This window comes from Bacillus sp. V3-13, from assembly GCF_002860165.1.
Classification (GTDB): domain Bacteria; phylum Bacillota; class Bacilli; order Bacillales; family Cytobacillaceae; genus Bacillus_BJ.
This window is the reverse complement of sequence record NZ_PGUZ01000023.1, coordinates 134,833-155,018: the sequence shown is the minus strand read 5'-3', so window position 1 is coordinate 155,018 and position 20,186 is coordinate 134,833. Positions and strand designations below refer to the sequence as shown.

At 44.4% G+C, this 20,186-nt stretch carries 18 protein-coding genes; all 18 read right to left on the bottom strand.

The features are described 5' to 3' along the window. Positions 1–259: 259 nt before the first annotated feature. On the bottom strand, positions 260–1,303 hold the full coding sequence (gene recA / locus CU633_RS09875; protein WP_101659910.1) for a recombinase RecA: 1,044 nt from the start codon (positions 1,301–1,303) through the stop codon (positions 260–262). 251 nt (positions 1,304–1,554) lie between these two features. Further along, the gene (locus tag CU633_RS09870) at positions 1,555–2,805 is read right to left on the bottom strand and encodes a competence/damage-inducible protein A (RefSeq protein ID WP_101659908.1); all 1,251 of its coding nucleotides are present in this window, start codon (positions 2,803–2,805) and stop codon (positions 1,555–1,557) included. A 27-nt stretch (positions 2,806–2,832) separates the two neighbouring features. Beyond that, positions 2,833–3,411 (bottom strand): CDP-diacylglycerol--glycerol-3-phosphate 3-phosphatidyltransferase, encoded by a 579-nt coding sequence (gene pgsA / locus CU633_RS09865; RefSeq protein WP_101659906.1) that lies wholly within the window; start codon positions 3,409–3,411, stop codon positions 2,833–2,835. A gap of 98 nt (positions 3,412–3,509) precedes the next feature. Beyond that, complete coding sequence (locus CU633_RS09860; protein ID WP_101659946.1) at positions 3,510–4,445, bottom strand: helix-turn-helix domain-containing protein; 936 nt, start codon at positions 4,443–4,445, stop codon at positions 3,510–3,512. Positions 4,446–4,464: 19 nt separating this feature from the next. Beyond that, complete coding sequence (locus tag CU633_RS09855; protein ID WP_101659904.1) at positions 4,465–5,256, bottom strand: DUF3388 domain-containing protein; 792 nt, start codon at positions 5,254–5,256, stop codon at positions 4,465–4,467. Between the two features lie 204 nt (positions 5,257–5,460). Then, the gene (locus CU633_RS09850; RefSeq protein WP_101659902.1) at positions 5,461–5,724 is read right to left on the bottom strand and encodes a DUF3243 domain-containing protein; all 264 of its coding nucleotides are present in this window, start codon (positions 5,722–5,724) and stop codon (positions 5,461–5,463) included. A gap of 70 nt (positions 5,725–5,794) precedes the next feature. Beyond that, positions 5,795–6,517 (bottom strand): elongation factor P 5-aminopentanone reductase, encoded by a 723-nt coding sequence (gene ymfI, locus CU633_RS09845; RefSeq protein WP_101659900.1) that lies wholly within the window; start codon positions 6,515–6,517, stop codon positions 5,795–5,797. 96 nt (positions 6,518–6,613) lie between these two features. Continuing rightward, positions 6,614–7,906 (bottom strand): EF-P 5-aminopentanol modification-associated protein YfmH, encoded by a 1,293-nt coding sequence (gene yfmH / locus CU633_RS09840; RefSeq protein ID WP_101659898.1) that lies wholly within the window; start codon positions 7,904–7,906, stop codon positions 6,614–6,616. After that, the gene (yfmF, locus tag CU633_RS09835) at positions 7,893–9,185 is read right to left on the bottom strand and encodes an EF-P 5-aminopentanol modification-associated protein YfmF (protein WP_101659896.1); all 1,293 of its coding nucleotides are present in this window, start codon (positions 9,183–9,185) and stop codon (positions 7,893–7,895) included. Before yfmF ends, yfmH begins: the two co-directional genes overlap by 14 nt. A gap of 215 nt (positions 9,186–9,400) precedes the next feature. After that, positions 9,401–10,486 carry a GGDEF domain-containing protein gene (locus CU633_RS09830; RefSeq protein ID WP_101659895.1) on the bottom strand — a complete coding sequence of 362 codons (1,086 nt, stop codon included), beginning with the start codon at positions 10,484–10,486 and terminating at the stop codon, positions 9,401–9,403. A 166-nt stretch (positions 10,487–10,652) separates the two neighbouring features. Then, a complete protein-coding gene (locus CU633_RS09825; protein WP_101659894.1) occupies positions 10,653–11,612 on the bottom strand; it encodes an ABC transporter permease in 960 nt (319 codons plus the stop codon). Then, on the bottom strand, positions 11,613–12,659 hold the full coding sequence (locus CU633_RS09820) for an ABC transporter permease (protein ID WP_101659893.1): 1,047 nt from the start codon (positions 12,657–12,659) through the stop codon (positions 11,613–11,615). Continuing rightward, positions 12,652–14,187 (bottom strand): ABC transporter ATP-binding protein, encoded by a 1,536-nt coding sequence (locus tag CU633_RS09815; protein ID WP_101659892.1) that lies wholly within the window; start codon positions 14,185–14,187, stop codon positions 12,652–12,654. The genes CU633_RS09820 and CU633_RS09815 overlap by 8 nt, the downstream gene beginning before the upstream one ends. Positions 14,188–14,388: 201 nt before the next feature. Then, positions 14,389–15,495: a BMP family lipoprotein gene (locus CU633_RS09810; RefSeq protein WP_101659891.1), complete on the bottom strand. Its 1,107-nt coding sequence runs from the start codon at positions 15,493–15,495 to the stop codon at positions 14,389–14,391. A gap of 77 nt (positions 15,496–15,572) precedes the next feature. Continuing rightward, entirely contained in the window at positions 15,573–16,298 is a 726-nt protein-coding gene (locus tag CU633_RS09805) for a GntR family transcriptional regulator (RefSeq protein WP_101659890.1), read from the bottom strand. A 441-nt stretch (positions 16,299–16,739) separates the two neighbouring features. Then, positions 16,740–19,076 (bottom strand): DNA translocase FtsK, encoded by a 2,337-nt coding sequence (locus CU633_RS09800; RefSeq protein ID WP_101659889.1) that lies wholly within the window; start codon positions 19,074–19,076, stop codon positions 16,740–16,742. A 140-nt stretch (positions 19,077–19,216) separates the two neighbouring features. Then, entirely contained in the window at positions 19,217–19,429 is a 213-nt protein-coding gene (locus CU633_RS09795; RefSeq protein ID WP_101659888.1) for a YlzJ-like family protein, read from the bottom strand. After that, entirely contained in the window at positions 19,426–20,178 is a 753-nt protein-coding gene (locus CU633_RS09790; protein ID WP_101659887.1) for a ClpP family protease, read from the bottom strand. The genes CU633_RS09795 and CU633_RS09790 overlap by 4 nt, the downstream gene beginning before the upstream one ends. Between the last annotated feature and the right edge of the window lie 8 nt (positions 20,179–20,186).

Genomic DNA, 20,186 nt, shown 5'->3' with positions numbered 1-20,186 from the left:
TTCATCAATATACAGCTCTAGGACTTTTAAACGTGTTAATACTGAAAAATGTGTAAAATATACATGTTTAATTGTATAGCTGTAAAATTTTATTGTCAAGGGCCCAGTCCTTGAGCCTGCTTTTATGTATCAGCAAAGAAGAAGAGACAAATTCACGAATTAAGAATAGAATGCCAGCTTGCCGGTCTTTTCTATAGCAATCTTAACCAGAACATATAGAAACCATAAAAAAAAAACAAAGCCCGGAGGCTTTGTTTTCTTAGTCTATTAACTCAAACTGTTCCGGCTCTTCTTCGGAGTCAATCACAGTTTTTTCGTCGTCAAGACCGTAATGGTCGCGGATTTTTTGCTGGATTTCAAGGCGCAGCTCTTTGTTTTCTTTTAAAAACAGCTTCGCATTTTCACGGCCCTGGCCCAAGCGCTCTTCATTATACGAATACCATGAACCGCTTTTTTGGATGATATCCAGTTCTGAGCCCAAGTCAATAATTTCGCCTTCTTTGGAAATTCCTTCGCCGTACATAATGTCCACTTCAGCTGTGCGGAACGGAGGAGCTACTTTATTTTTTACAACCTTAATTTTTGTTTTATTTCCGACCATATCCGTTCCTTGCTTTAAAGTCTCCGCACGCCGGACTTCAAGGCGCACTGTCGAATAGAACTTTAATGCGCGTCCGCCTGGAGTCGTTTCCGGATTTCCGAACATAACTCCGACTTTTTCACGGATCTGGTTAATAAAAACTGCAATCGTTTTTGATTTGTTAATGGCACCGGATAATTTACGCAATGCCTGGGACATTAAACGCGCCTGTAAACCAACGTGGCTGTCACCCATTTCGCCTTCAATCTCGGCCTTCGGCACAAGTGCTGCAACAGAGTCAATAACTAAAATATCAACAGCACCGCTTCGTACAAGAGCTTCGGCAATTTCAAGTGCTTGTTCGCCTGTATCAGGCTGGGAAAGCAATAGCTCATCAATATTTACCCCAAGTTTTTGGGCGTATACCGGATCAAGCGCATGTTCGGCGTCAATAAATGCTGCTTGTCCGCCGGCAGCCTGTACTTCAGCGATGGCGTGAAGCGCGACGGTTGTTTTACCGGAGCTTTCAGGCCCATAGATTTCAATAATACGCCCGCGCGGATAACCGCCTACTCCAAGAGCCGCATCAAGGGCAAGAGAACCGCTCGGGATCGTGGAAATCCTTCGGTCCGTCTGTTCTCCCAATTTCATAATAGAACCTTTACCAAACTGCTTTTCTATTTGTTTCAAGGCCATTTCCAAGGCAGCTTTACGATCACTCACTAAGTATTTCCTCCTTTATAAGTAAACGAATCGGATTCGTTTTCTGTCTCATCTCACAGAACCTATCTCTACTATAAATGTTTTTTTGCATTTTGTCTAGAAAAAAGTCGAACATTTATTCGGTTTTTTTCTATCATTAAAAATAGCGAAAAATAGTTATTATATCGGGAGACTTCCCCTTTTTCGAGTTTGAAAAACTAAAAAACGTACTTTTTCATTCAAATTCTGAAAATAAAAAGCAGAGCGCCTCGTCAGGCACTCTGTGAATTCGCCAGAAGCTTTAATAGAAAATGGCAGCCATATTTGACAGCGCGAATGCGATTCGCTTCTCTGCCGCCGCCAAATTGCATTTTTTCAACAACTGCCGGTTTTCCTTTGATGGAAACGCCGATATAGACCGTTCCGACCGGATTTCCTTCCAGCTCCTCAGGACCTGCCACTCCAGTAAAGCTGATCCCGATGTCAGACTTAAAAATATTCGCCGCATTTTCGGCAAGCTCCGCGGCGCAGGCCCGGCTGACCGCTCCGTGCTTGTCAATCGTTTCCTTATTGACTTGGAGTACATCCGTTTTGGCCTCGTTTGTATAACAGACGACACCGCCCTTTAAAAGGCTCCCGGCACCCGGATAAGAGGTGAGCTCCTGCTGGAACATCCCGCCCGTTAAGCTTTCAGCGCAGGCAATGGTTAAGCCCTGGTCCTTCAAAGCTTTCGTCAATTCCTTCATCAGCGAGGTTTCATCATAGCCGTAAAAAAATTCGCCGGCACGGGCGAGCACTTTTTCCTCCATTTCATCAAGAAGCAACTGGGCAGAATCAAAAGTGGCGGCACTTGCTGTCAGCCTGATGCTGCATTCCCCGTCGGAGGCAAGGGGAGCAATCGTCGGATTCGTTTGCGCTTCAATTAAGTCTTCGAGTTGTGTTTCAAGAAGCGATTCGCCAATTCCGAAAAAACGCAATACCCTTGAAGCAATTACTTTTTGTGAAGCCAGTTTGCCAAGCAGTACCGCATTCCCGTATTTCAGAAACATCGGTTCCATTTCCTTCGGCGGTCCCGGCAGTAGCATATATGTATGATTTTCCGTTGAAAGGACCATTCCAGGTGCCATTCCATGATCATTTTTCAACACCTGAGAGTCTTCAAGAATAAGAGCCTGTTTTCGGTTATTGTCGGTCATGGCTCGCTTTGTGCGTTCAAAATACTGCTCAATTGAACGAAGAGCTTCTTCATCAATGACGAGCTTTTTCTGTAAATGCCTGGCAATCGTTTCTTTTGTTAAATCGTCTTTCGTCGGGCCGAGACCACCAGTAAAAATAATTAACTGCGCGCGGCTTTCAGCAATCTTGATAGCAGCTTCAAGACGGGCTGGATTATCGCCGACAACGGTATGGTAAAAAACATTGATGCCCATGTCGGCAAGCTGCCTTGAAATAAAGCGCGCGTTTGTATTCACAATTTGGCCAAGCAGCAGTTCGGATCCGACTGCAATAATTTCTGCATTCATTCAAATCTGCCTCCTACACCGCGCCGATTATTTTGAATCAATAAAAGCATGCTTGTTTTTGGCGAAATAATCCCATCCGGACCAAATCGTAAAAAACATGGCAACCCACAGGGCGAGTTGGTCAAACGGTATAGAGACCAATTCAAATATCGTGTTATGGAGAAGCAAGGCAGAAATCGCAATAATTTGCGTCCATGTTTTGATTTTCCCAAGCCTATTGGCAGCTACCACCTCTCCTTCACCAGCAAGGACAAGCCGCAGGCCGGTAACCGCAAATTCACGGCTAATGATCACGATCACAATCCAGGAGGCTGCAAACCCAAGATCGACCAGCACGATTAACGCAGCCGAAACGAGCAATTTATCGGCAAGCGGATCGAGGAACTTGCCCAGATTGGTGACAAGGTTGTATTTCCGGGCATAGTAGCCGTCGATCCAATCGGTTGTCGACGCAATAATAAAAATGAGCGCCCCGATAAAGTGGGTCACAGGCAGGTCTGCCCCGATAAACGACATATTTCCCCAATCAAAAGGAACCAGCATCACAATAAGAAACACCGGAATAAGCAATATTCTTGAAATGGTAATTTTATTAGGCAGATTCATCATAGACCTCCAAAATAGTATCTAAACAAGCGCCAATGGCTCAGATAAGCCGGGCAATGAAAAAATATGTAAAGGAAAAATAGCCATCTTGCTGATGACTATTGGTTTGCCGGTACCTTGCGAATTGTAATATCCTGGCGCACCGACTCTGATGGCGGGACAGCAAACTCTACTTTTTGGTCATTCACGAAGATTTCAGTATTCGCCGAATTTCCAATTACAATCACCGCTTCCGTTTCTTGTGAAAGATCAACTGTTTGGCTGTTCGTCCCTGTTGGAGAAAGTGTGCCTTGATAGAAAGAATGCCCTTTGCCGTTTGTGATGTTGACCCAAGTATTCCCACCGGTCGCCGCCACTCTCAAATTGAACGTTGCAGCGTTTGTCAACTCGTAAGTCGTATTTCTTCCACTGGCTTCAACAACAGAGATCTGCTGGGCAGGAGCTTCCTCAACCTGACCTTCTCCATTGTTGCTTTCGGAGTCGTCAGCTTTATCTGTATCTTCTTCTTTTTGGTTATCCTCTGCACTGCCATTTTCTTCATTGTCTTTATTTTTCTCTGCATCTTTATCGACGCTGTCCGGCTGTTCATAATTAATCGTCGTATCCTCTTCATTCACAGGCGCATCTGATCCCTGATCCTTGTTTTCGAGCACAAGGTACCAGATAAGGACAATTGCCCCAATTACAAAAATGCCTATCAGTATTTTTGGGAGAAAATCAAGAATCTTTGAGCTATTGTCTGAGATGTTTTTCCGCGTTTGCACCCTTGAAATCTTTTCGGTAATATCTTCATTATGGGCAGAAGGAATATCGTTTTTGTATTGCTCATAGAGCTCTTCCGGTTCAATGCCGACTGCTTCTGCGTACTGCCTGATAAAAGCCCGTACGTAAAATTGGCCTGGCATCATTTCATAATTTCCTTCTTCAATGCCTTTTAAATATCGTTTTTGAATTTTAGTCGCCGTTTGCAGCTCGTCAAGGCTCATGCCTTTTGCTTCACGTGCTTCTTTTAATCGATTGCCCAGTTCAGTCACAATAACACCTTCCATACATTTAAAAATCAAAGCCTCCAAATTCAGAGTCGGAGAACATATTGTTTTTGTGCTCAAGTTCGTATGTAATCTCTTCGTCAGGATCATTGCGCAATTCAATAATATAATCAAAATCTTCGAGAGTATATTCAGAATTCTGCACAAATACGTCCGGGTGCTCAACCACTTTTACAGCGTTCAGGCGCATGATTTCCCTGACAAGCTGCCAATGCCGTTCGTTCGCTCTTCTCGTTGAAACTATGCCATCAATTATAAATAAATTGTTTTCGCTATATTCATCTTCAATCAGTTGATTTCGAATCGTCTGCTTCAGCAAAGTTGAGGAAACAAACAGCCAGCGTTTATTGGCACACACACTGGAAGCCACAATTGATTCTGTTTTGCCGACACGCGGCATTCCCCGGATGCCGATCAGCTTATGACCTTCCTGCTTAAACAATTCTGCCATAAAATCAACAAGAATGCCAAGTTCATTCCTGATAAAGCGGAATGTTTTTTTATCATCGGCATCGCGCTGGATGTAACGGCCGTGCCGGACCGCGAGGCGATCCCGGAGCTTTGGCTCCCTAAGCTTAATTACTTTTATTGTATCCATTGTATTTAAAATAGACTCAAGCCGCACAATTTGTTCATGGTCCTTTGCAAGAATCAGTAATCCGCGCCTGCCTTCATCTACGCCATTAATCGTAACAATATTGATCGACAGCATACCGAGCAAAGACGAGATGTCACCAAGCAAACCAGGACGGTTTTTTTGTATTTCATATTCTAAATACCATTCCGTTTTATCCATAAAAACCTCCCTAACGAGTATGCATGTGACAAATTCCTGCAATTTTTTTATCCCGATTCTATCATAATTTATTTTTCCAGAAGATGAAAGGAAAAACAAGCATAACTTTTCCTTTAAAATCACAAAGAAGGCTTTCGGCCAAGGTCTGAAGCAGCGGTAAAAGAAAACAGCCCTTGCCGGTTATGACAAGGGCTGTTCCATCAATCATTTTTGTTGAGATCCGTTATTTTGAACGAGCTTGACCATCATATTGGCAATCGCATGCTGTTCTTCAGGACTTGCAACCGACCAAAGATCAGCAAGAACTCGTTCCTGCTCATTTTTAGGGTCGACGTTCTGAGAAAGGTAACCGCCGATTTCATAGGCAAGATTATTGATGGATTCATTGTCCATTCCCTCATTTTGGGCATGATGGAGGCGATCACCTAAGAAATTCTTCCACTGGTCCCAGCTTTCTAATATAGACATTTTTTCATCCTCCTTTTGATAAATACATGGTTATTTTGGATTTAGAAGGATGAAAATATGCATGAAATTTTTATGTGTACCAACCGCCATTGACACCGAGGATTTGACCGGTTATGTAAGTTGCCTGATCTGACAGAAAAAAAGCAACTGAATCCGCGACCTCCTCCGGGTTTCCGAGCCGGCCGACGGGAATTTCATTTGCCAGTTCACCCAGTTCTCCTTCAGTGAGGCTGTCAAGCATGTTTGTATCGATCGCGCCTGGCGCGACCCCGTTCACCCTGATGCCGGTCCGGGCCAGTTCCTTGCTCAATGCTTTGACAAAGCTGATTTGCGCCCCTTTCACCGCAGAGTATGCCACTTCAAACGCGGAACCGGTTTGCCCCCATATGGAAGAAATGACGACGATATTGCCGCCCCGTTTATTTTGCAGCTTCGGAAGCAGCTCCTTTGTGAGCAGCAGCGGCGAGGTTACGTGAATACGGACAAGCTCCTCGGCGGTTTGTTCATCAAGATCAACAAGCATGCCGGAATGGCTGTTGCCGCTGTTATGAATGATCGCATCAATTGAAAAGACCGAAGAAGCTATTTTTTTATAGCCGGACGGAGACGAAAGGTCGGCTTGAATCGGAATATACTCCCCTTCGAGTTCATTCAGTTCGCTCATCAACTGTTCAATGCCCGGTTTGTTGCGATTGTAATGCAAATATAGTGAATAACCGTTCTTTGCTAATTTTTTTGCGATTGCCGTGCCGATACCTCCGCTTGCCCCGGTGATTAATGCAAATTTTCCCATGAACTCCACTCCGTACAATTCAGTGTATACGCCCTATATCATACAATGATTCTTCTATGAAAAAAAGCACCGCAAGGGTACTTTTTTCAGAATGAATTATTTATTTTTCGGGACCACCTGGCAGACACTGAATCGGTCATCAGAAATAAAACGGTTGGCTGCAGCTTTGACATCTTCCAGTGAAATGCTCTCAAGCGTCGGCACGACATCAAATAAATTCATATCGTTAAACGCATAACGCGTAAATTGATTGGCGATATACTCCGGGGAGTTAACCGCGCGGAGAAAAGAGCCGATTTTCTTCTTTTTCGCTCTGCCGAGGTTATCTTCCTTAAAGAACGCTCCTCTTTTTCCTTCGGCCAATATGTCCGCGATTCGCTCAGCAAGACGGTCGGGATCATTCGTATCCCCGCCGACCATCGCAAAGCCAAAACCCTGTTCCTGTGTATAATCATAGGAAAATGTTTCATCAATCAGTCCTTCATTGTATAGCTCGCTGTAATGTTCAGAGCTTTTACTGAACAAAATATCAAGAATGACATTTACGGTTAATTCATTTTTCAGCAGTTCAGCACCGCTTTCGTTTGGGTCCGGTGCTTTAATGCCGAATAAGCATTTCGATGTTTGCACGTTCATTTTCAGGACTTGCTTTTTGACCGCAGCTTCGGCGGGTTCTTCGGCAAACTGGCGCTTGATTTCCGGCTGGTCATCATACTGCTTTTTAGCCTGATTCTCCTTCACCTGGTTCATGATCCGCTCCGGATCGACGGGCCCTGTTACGAACAGCAGCATGTTGCTCGGGTGATAAAAGGTTTCGTAGCATTCATAGAGCATATCCTTCGTGATTTCCGAAATCGATTCGATTGTTCCTGCGATATCAATTTTCACAGGGTGGTTTTTATACAAATTTTGAATAAGGCCAAAGTATAATCGCCAATCGGGATTGTCATCATACATTGTGATTTCCTGGCCGATAATGCCCTTTTCTTTCTCAACTGTTTTTTCAGTAAAATAAGGATCCTGGACAAAATCGATTAACGTTTCCAGGTTTTCCTCCACGTTCGACGTGCTCGAAAATAAATAAGCTGTTCTTGTAAAAGATGTAAACGCATTTGCTGATGCACCCTGGCGGCTGAATTGCTGGAACACATCCCCGTCTGCCTTCTCAAAAAGCTTATGCTCCAAAAAGTGGGCAATGCCATCCGGAACCTTGACCATTTCATTTTTATCGAGTGGCTGAAAATGATTATCGATCGACCCGTAATTCGTTGTGAACGTTGCATACGTTTTATTAAATCCCGGCTTGGGGAGAATATATACATTAAGCCCATTCTCAAGCTTTTCGTGAAAAAGCTCTTCCTGGAGCTGGTCAAATTTAATTTTCTTCACTTTTTCCGCCCTCCATTCCCGTCAAAAAATAGATCGTATCGAGATCGGCTTTTTTTGCAGCAGCCACAATATCTTCCTTCGGCACTTGCCTTGTTTTTTCGAGCCACTCGTCAAGGTCCACCATGGTGCCGGCAACAACACTGTGATACAGCACCTCAACAAGTCCCCGGGCTGTGTCGATCGTTTCAAGCATCTGGTTGATCGTGACCGCCTTCGTCTGTTCAATTTCATTCTCTGTAAAATCACCGTTTTTCATGGCTTCCATTTGTTCCTTAATAATCGTGACGGCCTGCTGATAATTTTTCCTGTCGATTCCCGACATCACCATCAAAAGTCCTTTATGGCTCTCAAGCCGGCTTGCCGCATAGTAGGCGAGGCTCGCTTTTTCACGTACATTAATAAACAGCTTCGAATGTGAAAAACCGCCAAAGATGCCGTTAAACAATTGCAGGGCATAATAATCAGCATCCCCATAAGTGATGTTGGTCCGGTAACCAATATTTAATTTGCCTTGTTTGACATCCTGCTCCTCGATCACTTCATGAACCTCCGGCTTTTTTTCCGGTGCGTGACCCGCTGAGACACGGGGCTCGCGCTCATTAAATTGCAAGAGGCTATCGGCAATTTCGATGACTTCATCCTCGACAATATCGCCGATTACGTAAAGATCAAGTTCATCTTCGGAAAAAGCTCTTTCATAATAATGATATAAATTTTCCGCGTTAATATCACCGACTTTTTCAAGCTCGCCATTTACAGGAATCGCGTACGGCTCTCCTTTACACATTTCCTCAACAAGCCTGAAGTTTGAATATCTCATTTTGTCATCGTAAACAGATTGAATCCGCTGCTTTAACGTCCGTTTTTCTTTCTCAACTGTCTCCGCATCGAATGCCTGCCCGTTAGTATGCGGGTTACGGAGGATTTCTGCGAGAAACTCAAATGCTTTTTTCAATAATGGAGCCGGGTCGCTTAAAAACTTTTCGTTGGCGACTTCGATTGAGAAGCTGATAATATGGTACTCGCCTTTTTTGGCAAGATCAACAAAAAGGGTTGCCCCATAAAGCTCATCCAAATATGCACGGAGAGCGGTCGTCGAAGGATAGCGGGCTGAACTGCTTTGCAGGACGTAAGGCAGGATCGCTCTGAAGGTTGCATCATCTTCATTTAAAGGTGCCTTCATTTTCCAAACGATTGTGTTCGTTTTATATTTTCCCGTTTTCACAATATGCAGATTGTAGCCTTTCATTTTCTTCACGGCTTCAGATATTATCGCCATCACATTTCCTCCCTTACAAAACGCTTTTTTTCAGTCGAGCGGTTATTTTCTATCATATCCTTTAATTTGAAGGCTATTCTTTCTTATAGTACCAGAAATTAGACTTTTTACATTATACTTAGCATCCGGGCAGATCATTTCATTTCTTTTTCGAATTTAATTTACATAATATTATTATGATGAAATAAAAAAGCCCCCGTGATAGGAGGAGGCTGTTAACTTGAAATGGCTTCTGTCGGCACCGGTCCGGAGTTACAGAAGGTATGACCGCAATCAAAACGGGCCTGGTTTTTTCCATTTCCCTTCGCCATATATAAAAGCTTATCTGCTTCGGAAATCATCTCTTCGCTTGACTGATCCTGTTTGCTGCAAGCAATGCCAAAACTCATCGTAATTTTCAAACCATTTTCTGTGAAGGTGTTATTGTTTAAGTATTCATAAAACTCGGTAAAAAATTGGAGCAGGTATTCTTTGTCGTGATTGCGGATTACAAGGGCGAATTCCTCGCCTCCATAGCGAAAAGCTTGTCCGTCATATTTTACGGCGATTTCATTCATCATTTTCCCCATTTCCCGGAGTACTTCGTCTCCGACTAAATGGCCATATCGGTCATTTACCGGCTTGAAATGGTCAATATCGCCCATTATAAGTGCAAAGGGAATGGACTGCTCCTTTAAATGGCGTATATGCTCCTGGAAGTGGCGATGATTATACAGCCCTGTTAAATAATCGGTCACAACAAGCTGCTGATATATCTTCTTTTGCTTGATATGCTTCCTTTCCCGCAGCACGAGGATGGCGCCGAAGATCCCGACAATCCAAACAAAAGCCGTATTTAATAAAAAGACAAACCACACTTGCTCCGATACGGGCATTTCCATTAATAGTATTCCCGAATAACCGGCAGTTGCCGAGGCACTGGAGATGAAAAAACCTTTTGTACGCCAATAAATAGTCGCATGCATAACAAACAGGTAAGCGATCGGAAAAAGATAACTCATGACGCCGCCAGTCAAGCCCAAAAGCCAAAAGAGCGCAATAAAATCAAACACAATCCCTGTTTTTGTAATGAAAGGGAAGTACTTATGATCAGGGCTCATTTTTGCCAGTGCTATTTGTGTTGTTAACATATATATGGCCCCGACTGCGACGAGGAACGGAAATGAGCCTGTTTCAAATTGGAGAATCTCAGCCAGGGGAGGAAAATAAAACATCGTGACTGCCATCACAAAGAAAATCCATCTTAGACAGGAAAAGATTCTTTCGGTTTTATAATCGTTCACATACAGAGAAAAACCCATAACTATTACCCTCTTAAAGTATTAACAACTAATTCCATTTTAGCACAATAAAGCATTTCAAAAAAATAAATATTTAGACAATCTTCGTCAATTTTCTTAATTTTATGCTATTAAATTTGATAAAAAAACACCCCTGATTCACTCTGAAATCAGGGGTGTAAGTATATTATCTGCTTCCTTTTATATAGTGTGTTCCGGAAGCCTTAGGGGCTTCAGCCCGGCCAATAAAACCTGCCAGGGCCAGAATCGTTAATACATATGGTGTAATCAGCAAATATACGTTTGGAACATTCTCCAAGAAAGGCAAGCTTGACCCGATAATGCTCAAGCTTTGCGCAAATCCGAAGAACAACGCTGCTCCCATTGCTCCAAGCGGATGCCATTTGCCAAAGATTAGGGCTGCAAGAGCCATAAAGCCCTGGCCGCTGATTGTTGCATGGCTGAAGTCGGAGGAAATCGCCTGGGCGTATACACCACCGCCAATTCCGGCAAGCGCTCCCGAAATGATAACGCCGATGTAACGCATTTTTGTGACGTTAATTCCCATTGTGTCCGCCGCCATTGGATGTTCACCGACGGCGCGCAGACGGAGGCCGAATGGTGTCTTGAACATCACATACCAGGAAATAAAAGCGAAAGCGATCGCAACATATGAAGTGTAATACGTATTTGAGAAAAACAGATCTCCAAGCAGCGGAATATCGCTTAGCAAAGGAATATCGACTTTACCGAATCCCTTCTGGATAATATCAGTCTGTCCTTTTCCATAGATAAGCTTGACTAAAAATAAGGCCGCCCCTATTGCAAGCAGATTAATCGCGACACCGGAAACCGTCTGGTCAGCACGGAATGTAATCGACGCAACAGCATGGAGAACAGAAAGCAAGGCTCCAACGATCATGGCGACTAAAAGAGCAATCCACGGCGTCAAATTTCCCAGGCTGTCAACGAACGTTAAATTAAAAACGATCGCAGAGAACGCCCCGATCACCATTAATCCTTCCAGGCCGATGTTTACAACGCCGGAACGCTCGGAAAAGTTTCCGCCTAACGCAGTGAAAATAAGTGGTGCTGCCCACAGTAAAGTAGCTGGAATGATAATTAATAAAACATCCATTAAGCCCACTTACTTCACCCCCTTTTTGCCTAATCGATCAATAAGTAAGCGAATCATATAGCTTGCGGCGACAAAGAAGACGATTAACGCAATAATAATATCAACGAGTTCATTCGGTATTCCGGCCTCAAGCGGCATGTTCAAGGCGCCGACCTTTAAGCTTCCAAACAGAATCGCTGCAAAGACGATCCCGATCGGGCCGTTTCCTCCCAAAAGGGCAACGGCGATTCCGTCAAAGCCTACACCTGTAAAGCCGCCCTTTATCGCTGCATAGCCGAATGTTCCGAGTCCTTCCATCGCACCGGCGAGCCCGGCAAAAATACCGGAGATCACCATTGACTGGATGATATTTGCGTTGACGTTCATCCCCGCATATTGTGATGCATGCTGATTGAAGCCAACCGATCTTAATTCGAATCCCTTTGTAGTTTTTTCAAGCAAAAACCACATAACGAATACACTTATAATAGCAATGATAATTCCCCAGTGCAGGCGGGAATAATCGGTCAGCCCTTCAAGGAAGGGTGATCGCAGCGTAGCTGATTCATGAATATTGGCTGTCCTGTCGGCTCTTTCGGAAATGACAGTCCGGATCAAATAGTTTGTTACATGCAGAGCGATATAGTTCATCATAATGGTGACAATCACTTCGTGAACGCGGAACCGGGCTTTTAAGAGGCCTGGAACAAAGCCCCATAATGCTCCCGCCAGTGCAGCAGCCAATATCGCAAGCGGCAGATGAATGATTTTCGGAAGCTCAAAGGCCACGCCAACCCAAACAGAAGCCAGCCAGCCAACGATCAGCTGGCCTTCAACACCAATATTGAATAAACCGGTTCTGAACGCGAATGCGACCGCCAGTCCGGCTAAAATATACGGAGTGACCTGGCGAATCACTTCACCGGTATAATATGCTTGTCCGAAAGCACCATTCCATAGCGCGGTGTAACCTGCAACAGCATCATAGCCGCTGATAATCATAATAACCGTTCCGACAATGACGCCGAGAAGTACAGCTATTACCGGAATTAAGATATTTTTTAGGCGATTAGACATGGCTTTCTTCACCTGCTTCCTTTCGTTTCGACCCGGCCATCAACAATCCAAGCTCCTGCTCAGTCGTCTTCTTTGGATCGACTATTGCGACAATCTTGCCTTCATAAATAACAGCGATGCGATCGCTGACATTCATGATTTCATCCAATTCAAATGAAAGAAGCAGGACAGCCTTTCCATGGTCGCGCTGTTCGATAAGCCGTTTATGGATAAACTCAATTGCCCCGACATCAAGGCCGCGTGTCGGCTGTGCGGCAATCAATAAATCAGGGTCACGGTCCACCTCACGGCCGATAATCGCTTTTTGCTGGTTTCCTCCTGACAAAGAGCGGGCAAGTGTGTATTCACTTGGTGTCCTGACGTCAAATTCCGCAATCAGCGTTTTCGCTTTTTTGTATATCTCTTTAAAATTCAAGATGCCATTTTTTGAGAATGGCCGTTTATAATAGGTTTGCAGAACCATATTTTCAGCGACCGGAAAATCGAGGACAAGACCGTGCTTATGGCGGTCCTGCGGAATATGGCCGACTCCGGACTCGCTTATCTTCCGCGGTGACAGATTGCGGACTTCTTTGTTGTTCAATTTGATTGAGCCGCTTTCCGACTTTCTCAGTCCGGTAATTGCTTCAATTAATTCGGTCTGGCCATTCCCGTCAACCCCGGCAATTCCAAGGATTTCTCCCGCATGTACAACAAGGTCAAGGCCATTGACAGCAGGAATACCACGGGAGTCCTTCACAATGAGCTGATTAATTTCCAAAACGGGCTGCTTCGGATTGGCAGGCTTTTTATCCGTTTTAAAAATAACTTCCCGGCCAACCATCAGGCTCGCCAACTCGTTCGGATTCGTATCCTTTACATTGAGGGTGCCAATCCCCCGCCCTTTACGGATAACGGTGACCCGGTCGCAAACTTCCATGATTTCTTTCAGTTTATGAGTGATCAGGATAATCGATTTGCCTTCTGCAATAAGGGTTTTCATAATTTGGATAAGCTCTTTAATTTCCTGTGGAGTCAAAACGGCAGTTGGCTCATCGAAAATAAGAATTTCGGCGCCGCGATAAAGAGTCTTTAATATTTCTACCCTTTGCTGCATCCCAACAGAGATGTCGGAAATTTTCGCTTTTGGATCGACAGCGAGCCCGTAGCGTTCGGAAATTTCCCTTACCTCTTGTTCAGCCTTTTTAATATCAATTTTCCCACGGGATGTTGTTTCTTTTCCGAGAATAATATTTTCGGTGACTGTGAATTTATCAACAAGCATGAAGTGCTGATGCACCATGCCAATTCCTAAATCGTTGGCGATGTTCGGATTGGTAATGTTCACAGCTTTTCCATGAACACGGATTTCCCCTTCCTCCGGCTGGTAAAGGCCGAAGAGCACATTCATTAAAGTGGATTTGCCCGCCCCGTTTTCCCCAAGCAAAGCGTGTATTTCTCCCTTTCGCAGTTGAAGGGTTATATTATCGTTGGCAACAATTCCGGGAAACTCCTTGCGGATATTGAGCATTTCAATTACATATTCCATCATTTTTCACTCCTTGCTCTTAAAAAAAGGAAATTAAAGTTTAGTAGTAAGAGGTCAGACTTTTACTTCCGTTAAAAAACGGGGGTTCCCCCCTAAAATCTTAAGTGAAAAGCAGAAATGGTTCTGCGCTTCAATTAACATTTTATGATTAAAAAAGGAATAAGAGGCCAAAAAGCCGTGACCGCTTATTCCTTTTTGATCTTACTTAACAGAGAAAGTTTTTAATTCATCACGAGTTCCTGGAACTTTGATTTCCCCGCTAACGATTTTTTGTTTCCACTCGTCGACAGCAGCTTCAATATCCGCTTTGTTGGCAAGCTCGTCATTGATTGGAGCAAGGCCGACGCCGTCTTCACTTAATCCGTAAGTCGTAATTTCTCCGCCAGGGAAGTTTCCTTCTTTAGCCTGTTTTGAAATATCGATTACGGCATTATCAACGCGCTTTAGAGCTGATGTGATGATAACATTGTGCTCTTCGCCTTCAATTTCTACTACACCCTCGGCTGATTGATCAGAGTCAACGCCGATTGCCCAAAAATCTTTAGAAGGATCCTTTTTCTTAAGGTCGCGTGCTTCTTTAAATAGGCCGTTACCTGTTCCGCCGGCAGCATGGAAAATTACATCCGCACCGGAAGAGTACATTGTCGCTGCAATCGTTTGGCCAAGCTCAGCTTTGTCAAACGCACCTGAATACTTCACGTCAACAGTGGCTTCAGGATTAACCGCTTGGACACCAGCCCGGAAACCAGATTCAAAGCGCTCAATTACCGCACCTTCAACACCGCCGATAAAACCGATTTTACCCGTCTTTGTCGCAAGTCCTGCTGTGACACCAGCAAGGAATGAAGCTTCCTGTTCTTTGAACAAAATGCTTGCAACATTAGGCTGGTTAACTTCAGCATCAACAATCGCAAAGTGGGCGTCTTTTTGCTGTTTGGCAATCTCATCGATAGCTTCCTGCATCATAAAACCGATTCCAAAGATAAGACTGTAATTTTTGCGAACAAGATTATTTAAGTTCGTAGCATAGTCAGCGTCAGATTGGGATTGCAAATAATCATAGCCTTTTCCTTTTTCAAGGCCATTTTCTTCACCAAACTTCTGGAGGCCTTCCCATGCAGATTGGTTGAAGGATTTGTCATCTACACCACCGACATCCGTTACCATTGCTACAGAGAATTTTTCTTCTTTTGTTTCTCCTCCGCCAGCTCCGTTATTGTCTTTTTCGTCTGCATTGCCGCAAGCTCCCAAAATCGTTCCAGCAGCAAGCACAAGTGACAGCGCTAATCCAAATTTACGCTTTTTCAAGGTTTGTACCCCCTAAAGTGTTGTAGATATAGTAGAAATGGTCTGAATCGCCCAGGCGTTTGCACTGTGTGAGAAAATTAAATTCTTTTTCTCAGAACGTGAAAACTGAACTTGTCGGCTTTAAAATAATTGACTGAATAGAGAACAGGTTCGTCCGTTTCATCGAAATGCATTTGCTTTAGGACAAGCAAAGCTGTTTCCGGGTCACATTCCAGGATCGGTGAAATTCTTTCGTGATAGCCGATCGGTTCGATTTGGGCAACCGCATAAGTGATTTTCCGCCCTGCCTTCTCCTCCAGGATGCTGAGGAGCGATTCCTGCTCATGGGAAAAGGATTCCGGCATGATTTTTTTTGGAACTTTATCGATGCAATACACGACAGGTTCCCCATTAGCGGTTCGAACACGTTCACTCACGACAATTTCGTCATCCTTGGTACATGAGAAGCGGCGAAGATCCTCTTCGGTTGGGCTCAGCGTTGATGAGCTTAGGAAAATTGTCCCGGGAGTCATGCCTGCTTGTTCAATCATGCTCGTTACACTGTTAAGCTGCTCGATCCCCGAAGTAAACAGCGGCTTGGCATTTACAAATGTCCCAACGCCATGGCGGCGAATGATGACATTTTCCTCTTCAAGAATTCTTAACGCTTCACGAAGAGTAGCCCTGCTGACTCCGAGCTGCTTCGCAAGATCAAATTCTGAAGGCAACTTCTCTCTTTCTTTATACCTGCCTTCGTCAATATCCTGCTTAATTCGATCGATGACTTGTAAATACAAATGCCGATTATCTGATTTGATAGACATGTGCTCCTCCAACCACTTTTCTACAGACATCAGACCTCTGATGTTCAATCATTCCTACTAATCGAAAATACTATAACACTTTTTCCGGTATAAATAAATAGAGTTTCAGGATTTTGTCGAAAAAAGCTTATAGTTTACAAAAGTCGAAAATATATACAAAATCAGCTCTCTTAATAGCTGGTCTATTCATAGAGAAAAACAGTTCAGAATCCTTGTCTTGTCAACTATTTTCTTTTGTTTACCCAAGTATTTTTGCTTCACTTTTCCCGGTAAAAAATTGACATGAATTTTTCTCTTGACTTTTTTGTAAGCGCTTTTAATAGTATGTCACAATATCCGTTGTATAGAAGTATTTAAAAACGGCCGGAAACAGTTTTTAGCTTTCATAATCTCATAATTGTGTTTTACCCATAACAAAAAGCCGGACTTGCCGGCTTTTGTTTAAGAACTTGCTTCTTCTTTCGGTTTTGAGACGAGCACGGCCCGTGGCTTGCTTCCTTCATACGGACCGACAACCCCTCTTGCTTCCATTTCATCAATTAAGCGGGCTGCCCTGGTGTAGCCGATTCTAAACCGCCTTTGCAGCATCGATACAGAGGCTGTTTGCATTTCTACAATCAGTTCAACTGCTTCGTCATAAAGATCATCATCGACCTCTGTCGTATTTTCCGGAATATCATCGGGAATCATTTCTTCCTGATATTGGGCTTTTTGCTGGGCAATCACAAAATCGACAATATCTTCAACCTCTTCATCCGACAAAAACGCGCCCTGGACCCGAACCGGCTTCGAAGCTCCGACCGGCAAAAACAGCATGTCCCCCCTGCCGAGCAGCTTCTCAGCTCCTCCCATATCAAGGATTGTCCGCGAATCGGTTTGCGATGATACGGCGAAAGCAATTCTCGAAGGAATGTTTGCTTTGATGACCCCGGTAATGACATCAACAGACGGACGCTGCGTTGCAATAATTAAATGGATGCCTGCGGCCCGAGCCATCTGTGCCAGCCTTGTAATCGCGTCCTCAACATCTGAAGAAGCCACCATCATTAAATCGGCGAGCTCGTCGACGATGACGACAATATAAGGCAAGAGGGGCTGGCTCGCTTCTTCTTCCGCGTTTTGCCTTTTTACATAGTCATTATATCCTTCAATGTTTCTTGTTCCCGTATGCGAAAAGAGCTCGTAGCGCCTTTCCATCTCACTGACAACTTTTTTTAGGGCCTGGGAAGCCTTTTTTGCATCGGTTACAACGGGAGCAAGTAAATGCGGAATTCCATTATAGACATTCAGCTCGACCATTTTCGGGTCGATCATCATTAGCTTGACCTCATGCGGTTTTGCCCGCATTAATATGCTTGTAATGATTCCATTGATACAGACACTTTTTCCACTGCCGGTTGCCCCCGCGACAAGCAGGTGGGGCATTTTATTAAGCTCCGCCAAAACGGCTTCGCCGGTAATATCCCGGCCAAGGCCGATCATCAGTTTTGCTTCCGGCCTGTCATTTTCCCTTGCTTCAAGAACCTCCCTCAACGAAACCATTGCGATCTCTGAGTTCGGAACTTCAATGCCGATTGCCGATTTACCTGGTATCGGCGCCTCAATTCGGATATCTTTAGCAGCAAGGGCAAGCGCAAGATCATCACTGAGGCTGACAATTTTGCTTACCTTTACACCAACATCCGGGTGGACCTCATATTTCGTGACAGCCGGTCCAAGGTGTACCTGTGTGACCCTCGCTTTTACCCCGAAGCTTTGGAAGGTTCGTTCCAGCTTGGCAGCATTCGCGTGGATGAGCTCGTATTCACCGCTTTGGTCCGTTTGGCGCGGATGCTTGAGCAGGCTTACCGGCGGAAGCTCGTATGCGGTATTTTCTACTTCAGTAAACGTCATTGGCGGTGCAGAATCGTCCTCCGCAGATCCATTCCGTTGTTGCGCGTTGCCGCTTTCCGCTTCGCCGGCCGCCGGAGAAGGATAGGCTCTTTCCGCAAAGCTTGAAATGATTGGTTCAGAAGGCCGTTCTTCTCTCGTGTCCGTTTCGTCTTGGGCAGGACCCGCCGGATTATCCTGTTCAGCTTGTGCACGGGTGCGCTGCTTTAGCCTCTGCAGCCTTCTGGCTGCTCTTCGTTCCCTTCGACGGGTGGTTGATTCTTTAATATCGTCAACAAAAGCGAGCCAATTCTTTTTGCCGAAATTCCATAGAAATCCGCCTATTTTTGCTGCAGTACCCCCGAATGTCTTCCCGGTCAACAAAATAAAGCCAATGATAATAAACAAAGTGGCAATTAACTTGGTGCCGGCTTCATCAAATAAATAGTAGAAAAGCGCAAACAGGACAGCACCAATCATGCCGCCGCCCAGGTCGGTAGTGCTTGTTTGCCCGTTGATTTCCATACGAAAAAGGTCCCATGTATTTGAAATGACACTCGGATTGGTGAAGCTTCCCCCGCTTGACATCAGCTCAAAGAGTGTAACATGGCTTAGGAGCAGCAAGGATCCAATAATGATGTATATCCCAACAAGCCTTCTGTAAAATAAAAACGGGAATTCACGTTTACACATTAAATATCCGCCAAAAATGATCAGGCCAATTAAACTCAATATGTACCATTCTCCCATAAAGAAACGAAAGAACAGAACAATCCCCTTCCCGACTGCCCCAAGCTTGGCAAGCGAAATTGCGGCCAGCGTAATCATAATCAGAGCAGCCAGCTCAAATTTCAGCGTCCTTTTCAAATGATCTTTTTTTCTTGACTGTCTTCTTTTTCTTTTAGCCATTTTATCACCTTATATCTTAATCTGGTCGTAGTAAATATATGTTTCCAGGACAATTAAGAAAGCAGCCCAAAGCTGGCTGCTTCTTTATGAGTTGTCATTATTATACCATATTGCCAGTCCAAACATAAGGCAGGCGGGAATTATGAAAAAGAAATTTTTGCGCCCGGTGAGCAGCGCGCATCCAAAAAGTGTTGGGGATCGCTGCTTAAAACACGGATTACCCGGTAAGACTGGTCGTCAACCAATTCCACCATAAGCGGAATTCCGTCGAAGTTAATCAATTTTTGCTTGCTGTGCACATCTCTCTCAGGAGGAAATATCATCTCTTCAGGGATCATAGTGTACAGGATCATTGAATGACCGCCCCATTTTTTGCCCTATTTAATTCAATCAATTCGTTAAGCTTTGTCATCGCCTGCCCAACTCCGCCTACTTCATCAATCAAGCCGTGAGCCACTGCCTCGCTCCCGACAACATTTGTTCCAATGTCCCTTGTTAAATTCCCTTTTTCAAACATTAAGTCTTTAAAGGTTTGTTCACTTACTTTCGAATGTCTTGTAACAAATTTTATCACCCTGTCCTGCATTTTATCCAGGTATTCAAACGTTTGCGGAACCCCGATAACAAGACCTGTCAGGCGAATCGGGTGAATCGTCATTGTCGCAGTTTCGGCAATAAACGAATAATTGGTTGACACGGCTATTGGCACACCAATAGAATGTCCGCCACCCAGGACAATCGAAACGGTTGGCTTTGAGAGTGATGCAAGCATTTCGGAGATCGCAAGGCCGGCCTCGACATCCCCGCCCACCGTATTAAGGATGACAAGAAGTCCTTCTATTTTCGGGTTTTGCTCAATGGCAACGATTTGCGGAATAATGTGCTCGTATTTTGTTGTTTTATTCTGCGGAGGCAGCTGCATATGCCCTTCAATCTGGCCGACAATCGTCAAGCAATGGATCGTTGAATCCTGTGACAGCTGAGGTACATTTGTTTGTCCAAGCTGCTGTATTTTGTCGATTAAAGTCGAACCTTTTTCGTCATGTTGCTGTTCCGCCTCATCCTGGTTGTTAAAGCCTGTCTGAAACCGTTCTTGATCCATATCATGTT

What these genes read in the sequence shown, in the direction of transcription:
- CU633_RS09870 (WP_101659908.1), bottom strand. Translation starts at nt 2,805, where the DNA reads ATGAATGCAGAAATTATTGCAGTCGGATCCGAACTGCTGCTTGGCCAA.
- CU633_RS09800 (WP_101659889.1), bottom strand. Translation starts at nt 19,076, where the DNA reads ATGGCTAAAAGAAAAAGAAGACAGTCAAGAAAAAAAGATCATTTGAAA.
- CU633_RS09815 (WP_101659892.1), bottom strand. Translation starts at nt 14,187, where the DNA reads ATGGAATATGTAATTGAAATGCTCAATATCCGCAAGGAGTTTCCCGGA.
- CU633_RS09790 (WP_101659887.1), bottom strand. Translation starts at nt 20,178, where the DNA reads ATGGATCAAGAACGGTTTCAGACAGGCTTTAACAACCAGGATGAGGCG.
- ymfI (WP_101659900.1), bottom strand. Translation starts at nt 6,517, where the DNA reads ATGGGAAAATTTGCATTAATCACCGGGGCAAGCGGAGGTATCGGCACG.
- CU633_RS09820 (WP_101659893.1), bottom strand. Translation starts at nt 12,659, where the DNA reads ATGTCTAATCGCCTAAAAAATATCTTAATTCCGGTAATAGCTGTACTT.
- CU633_RS09850 (WP_101659902.1), bottom strand. Translation starts at nt 5,724, where the DNA reads ATGTCTATATTAGAAAGCTGGGACCAGTGGAAGAATTTCTTAGGTGAT.
- CU633_RS09805 (WP_101659890.1), bottom strand. Translation starts at nt 16,298, where the DNA reads ATGTCTATCAAATCAGATAATCGGCATTTGTATTTACAAGTCATCGAT.
- CU633_RS09830 (WP_101659895.1), bottom strand. Translation starts at nt 10,486, where the DNA reads ATGGGTTTTTCTCTGTATGTGAACGATTATAAAACCGAAAGAATCTTT.
- CU633_RS09795 (WP_101659888.1), bottom strand. Translation starts at nt 19,429, where the DNA reads ATGATCCTGTACACTATGATCCCTGAAGAGATGATATTTCCTCCTGAG.
- CU633_RS09855 (WP_101659904.1), bottom strand. Translation starts at nt 5,256, where the DNA reads ATGGATAAAACGGAATGGTATTTAGAATATGAAATACAAAAAAACCGT.
- yfmF (WP_101659896.1), bottom strand. Translation starts at nt 9,185, where the DNA reads ATGGCGATAATATCTGAAGCCGTGAAGAAAATGAAAGGCTACAATCTG.
- pgsA (WP_101659906.1), bottom strand. Translation starts at nt 3,411, where the DNA reads ATGAATCTGCCTAATAAAATTACCATTTCAAGAATATTGCTTATTCCG.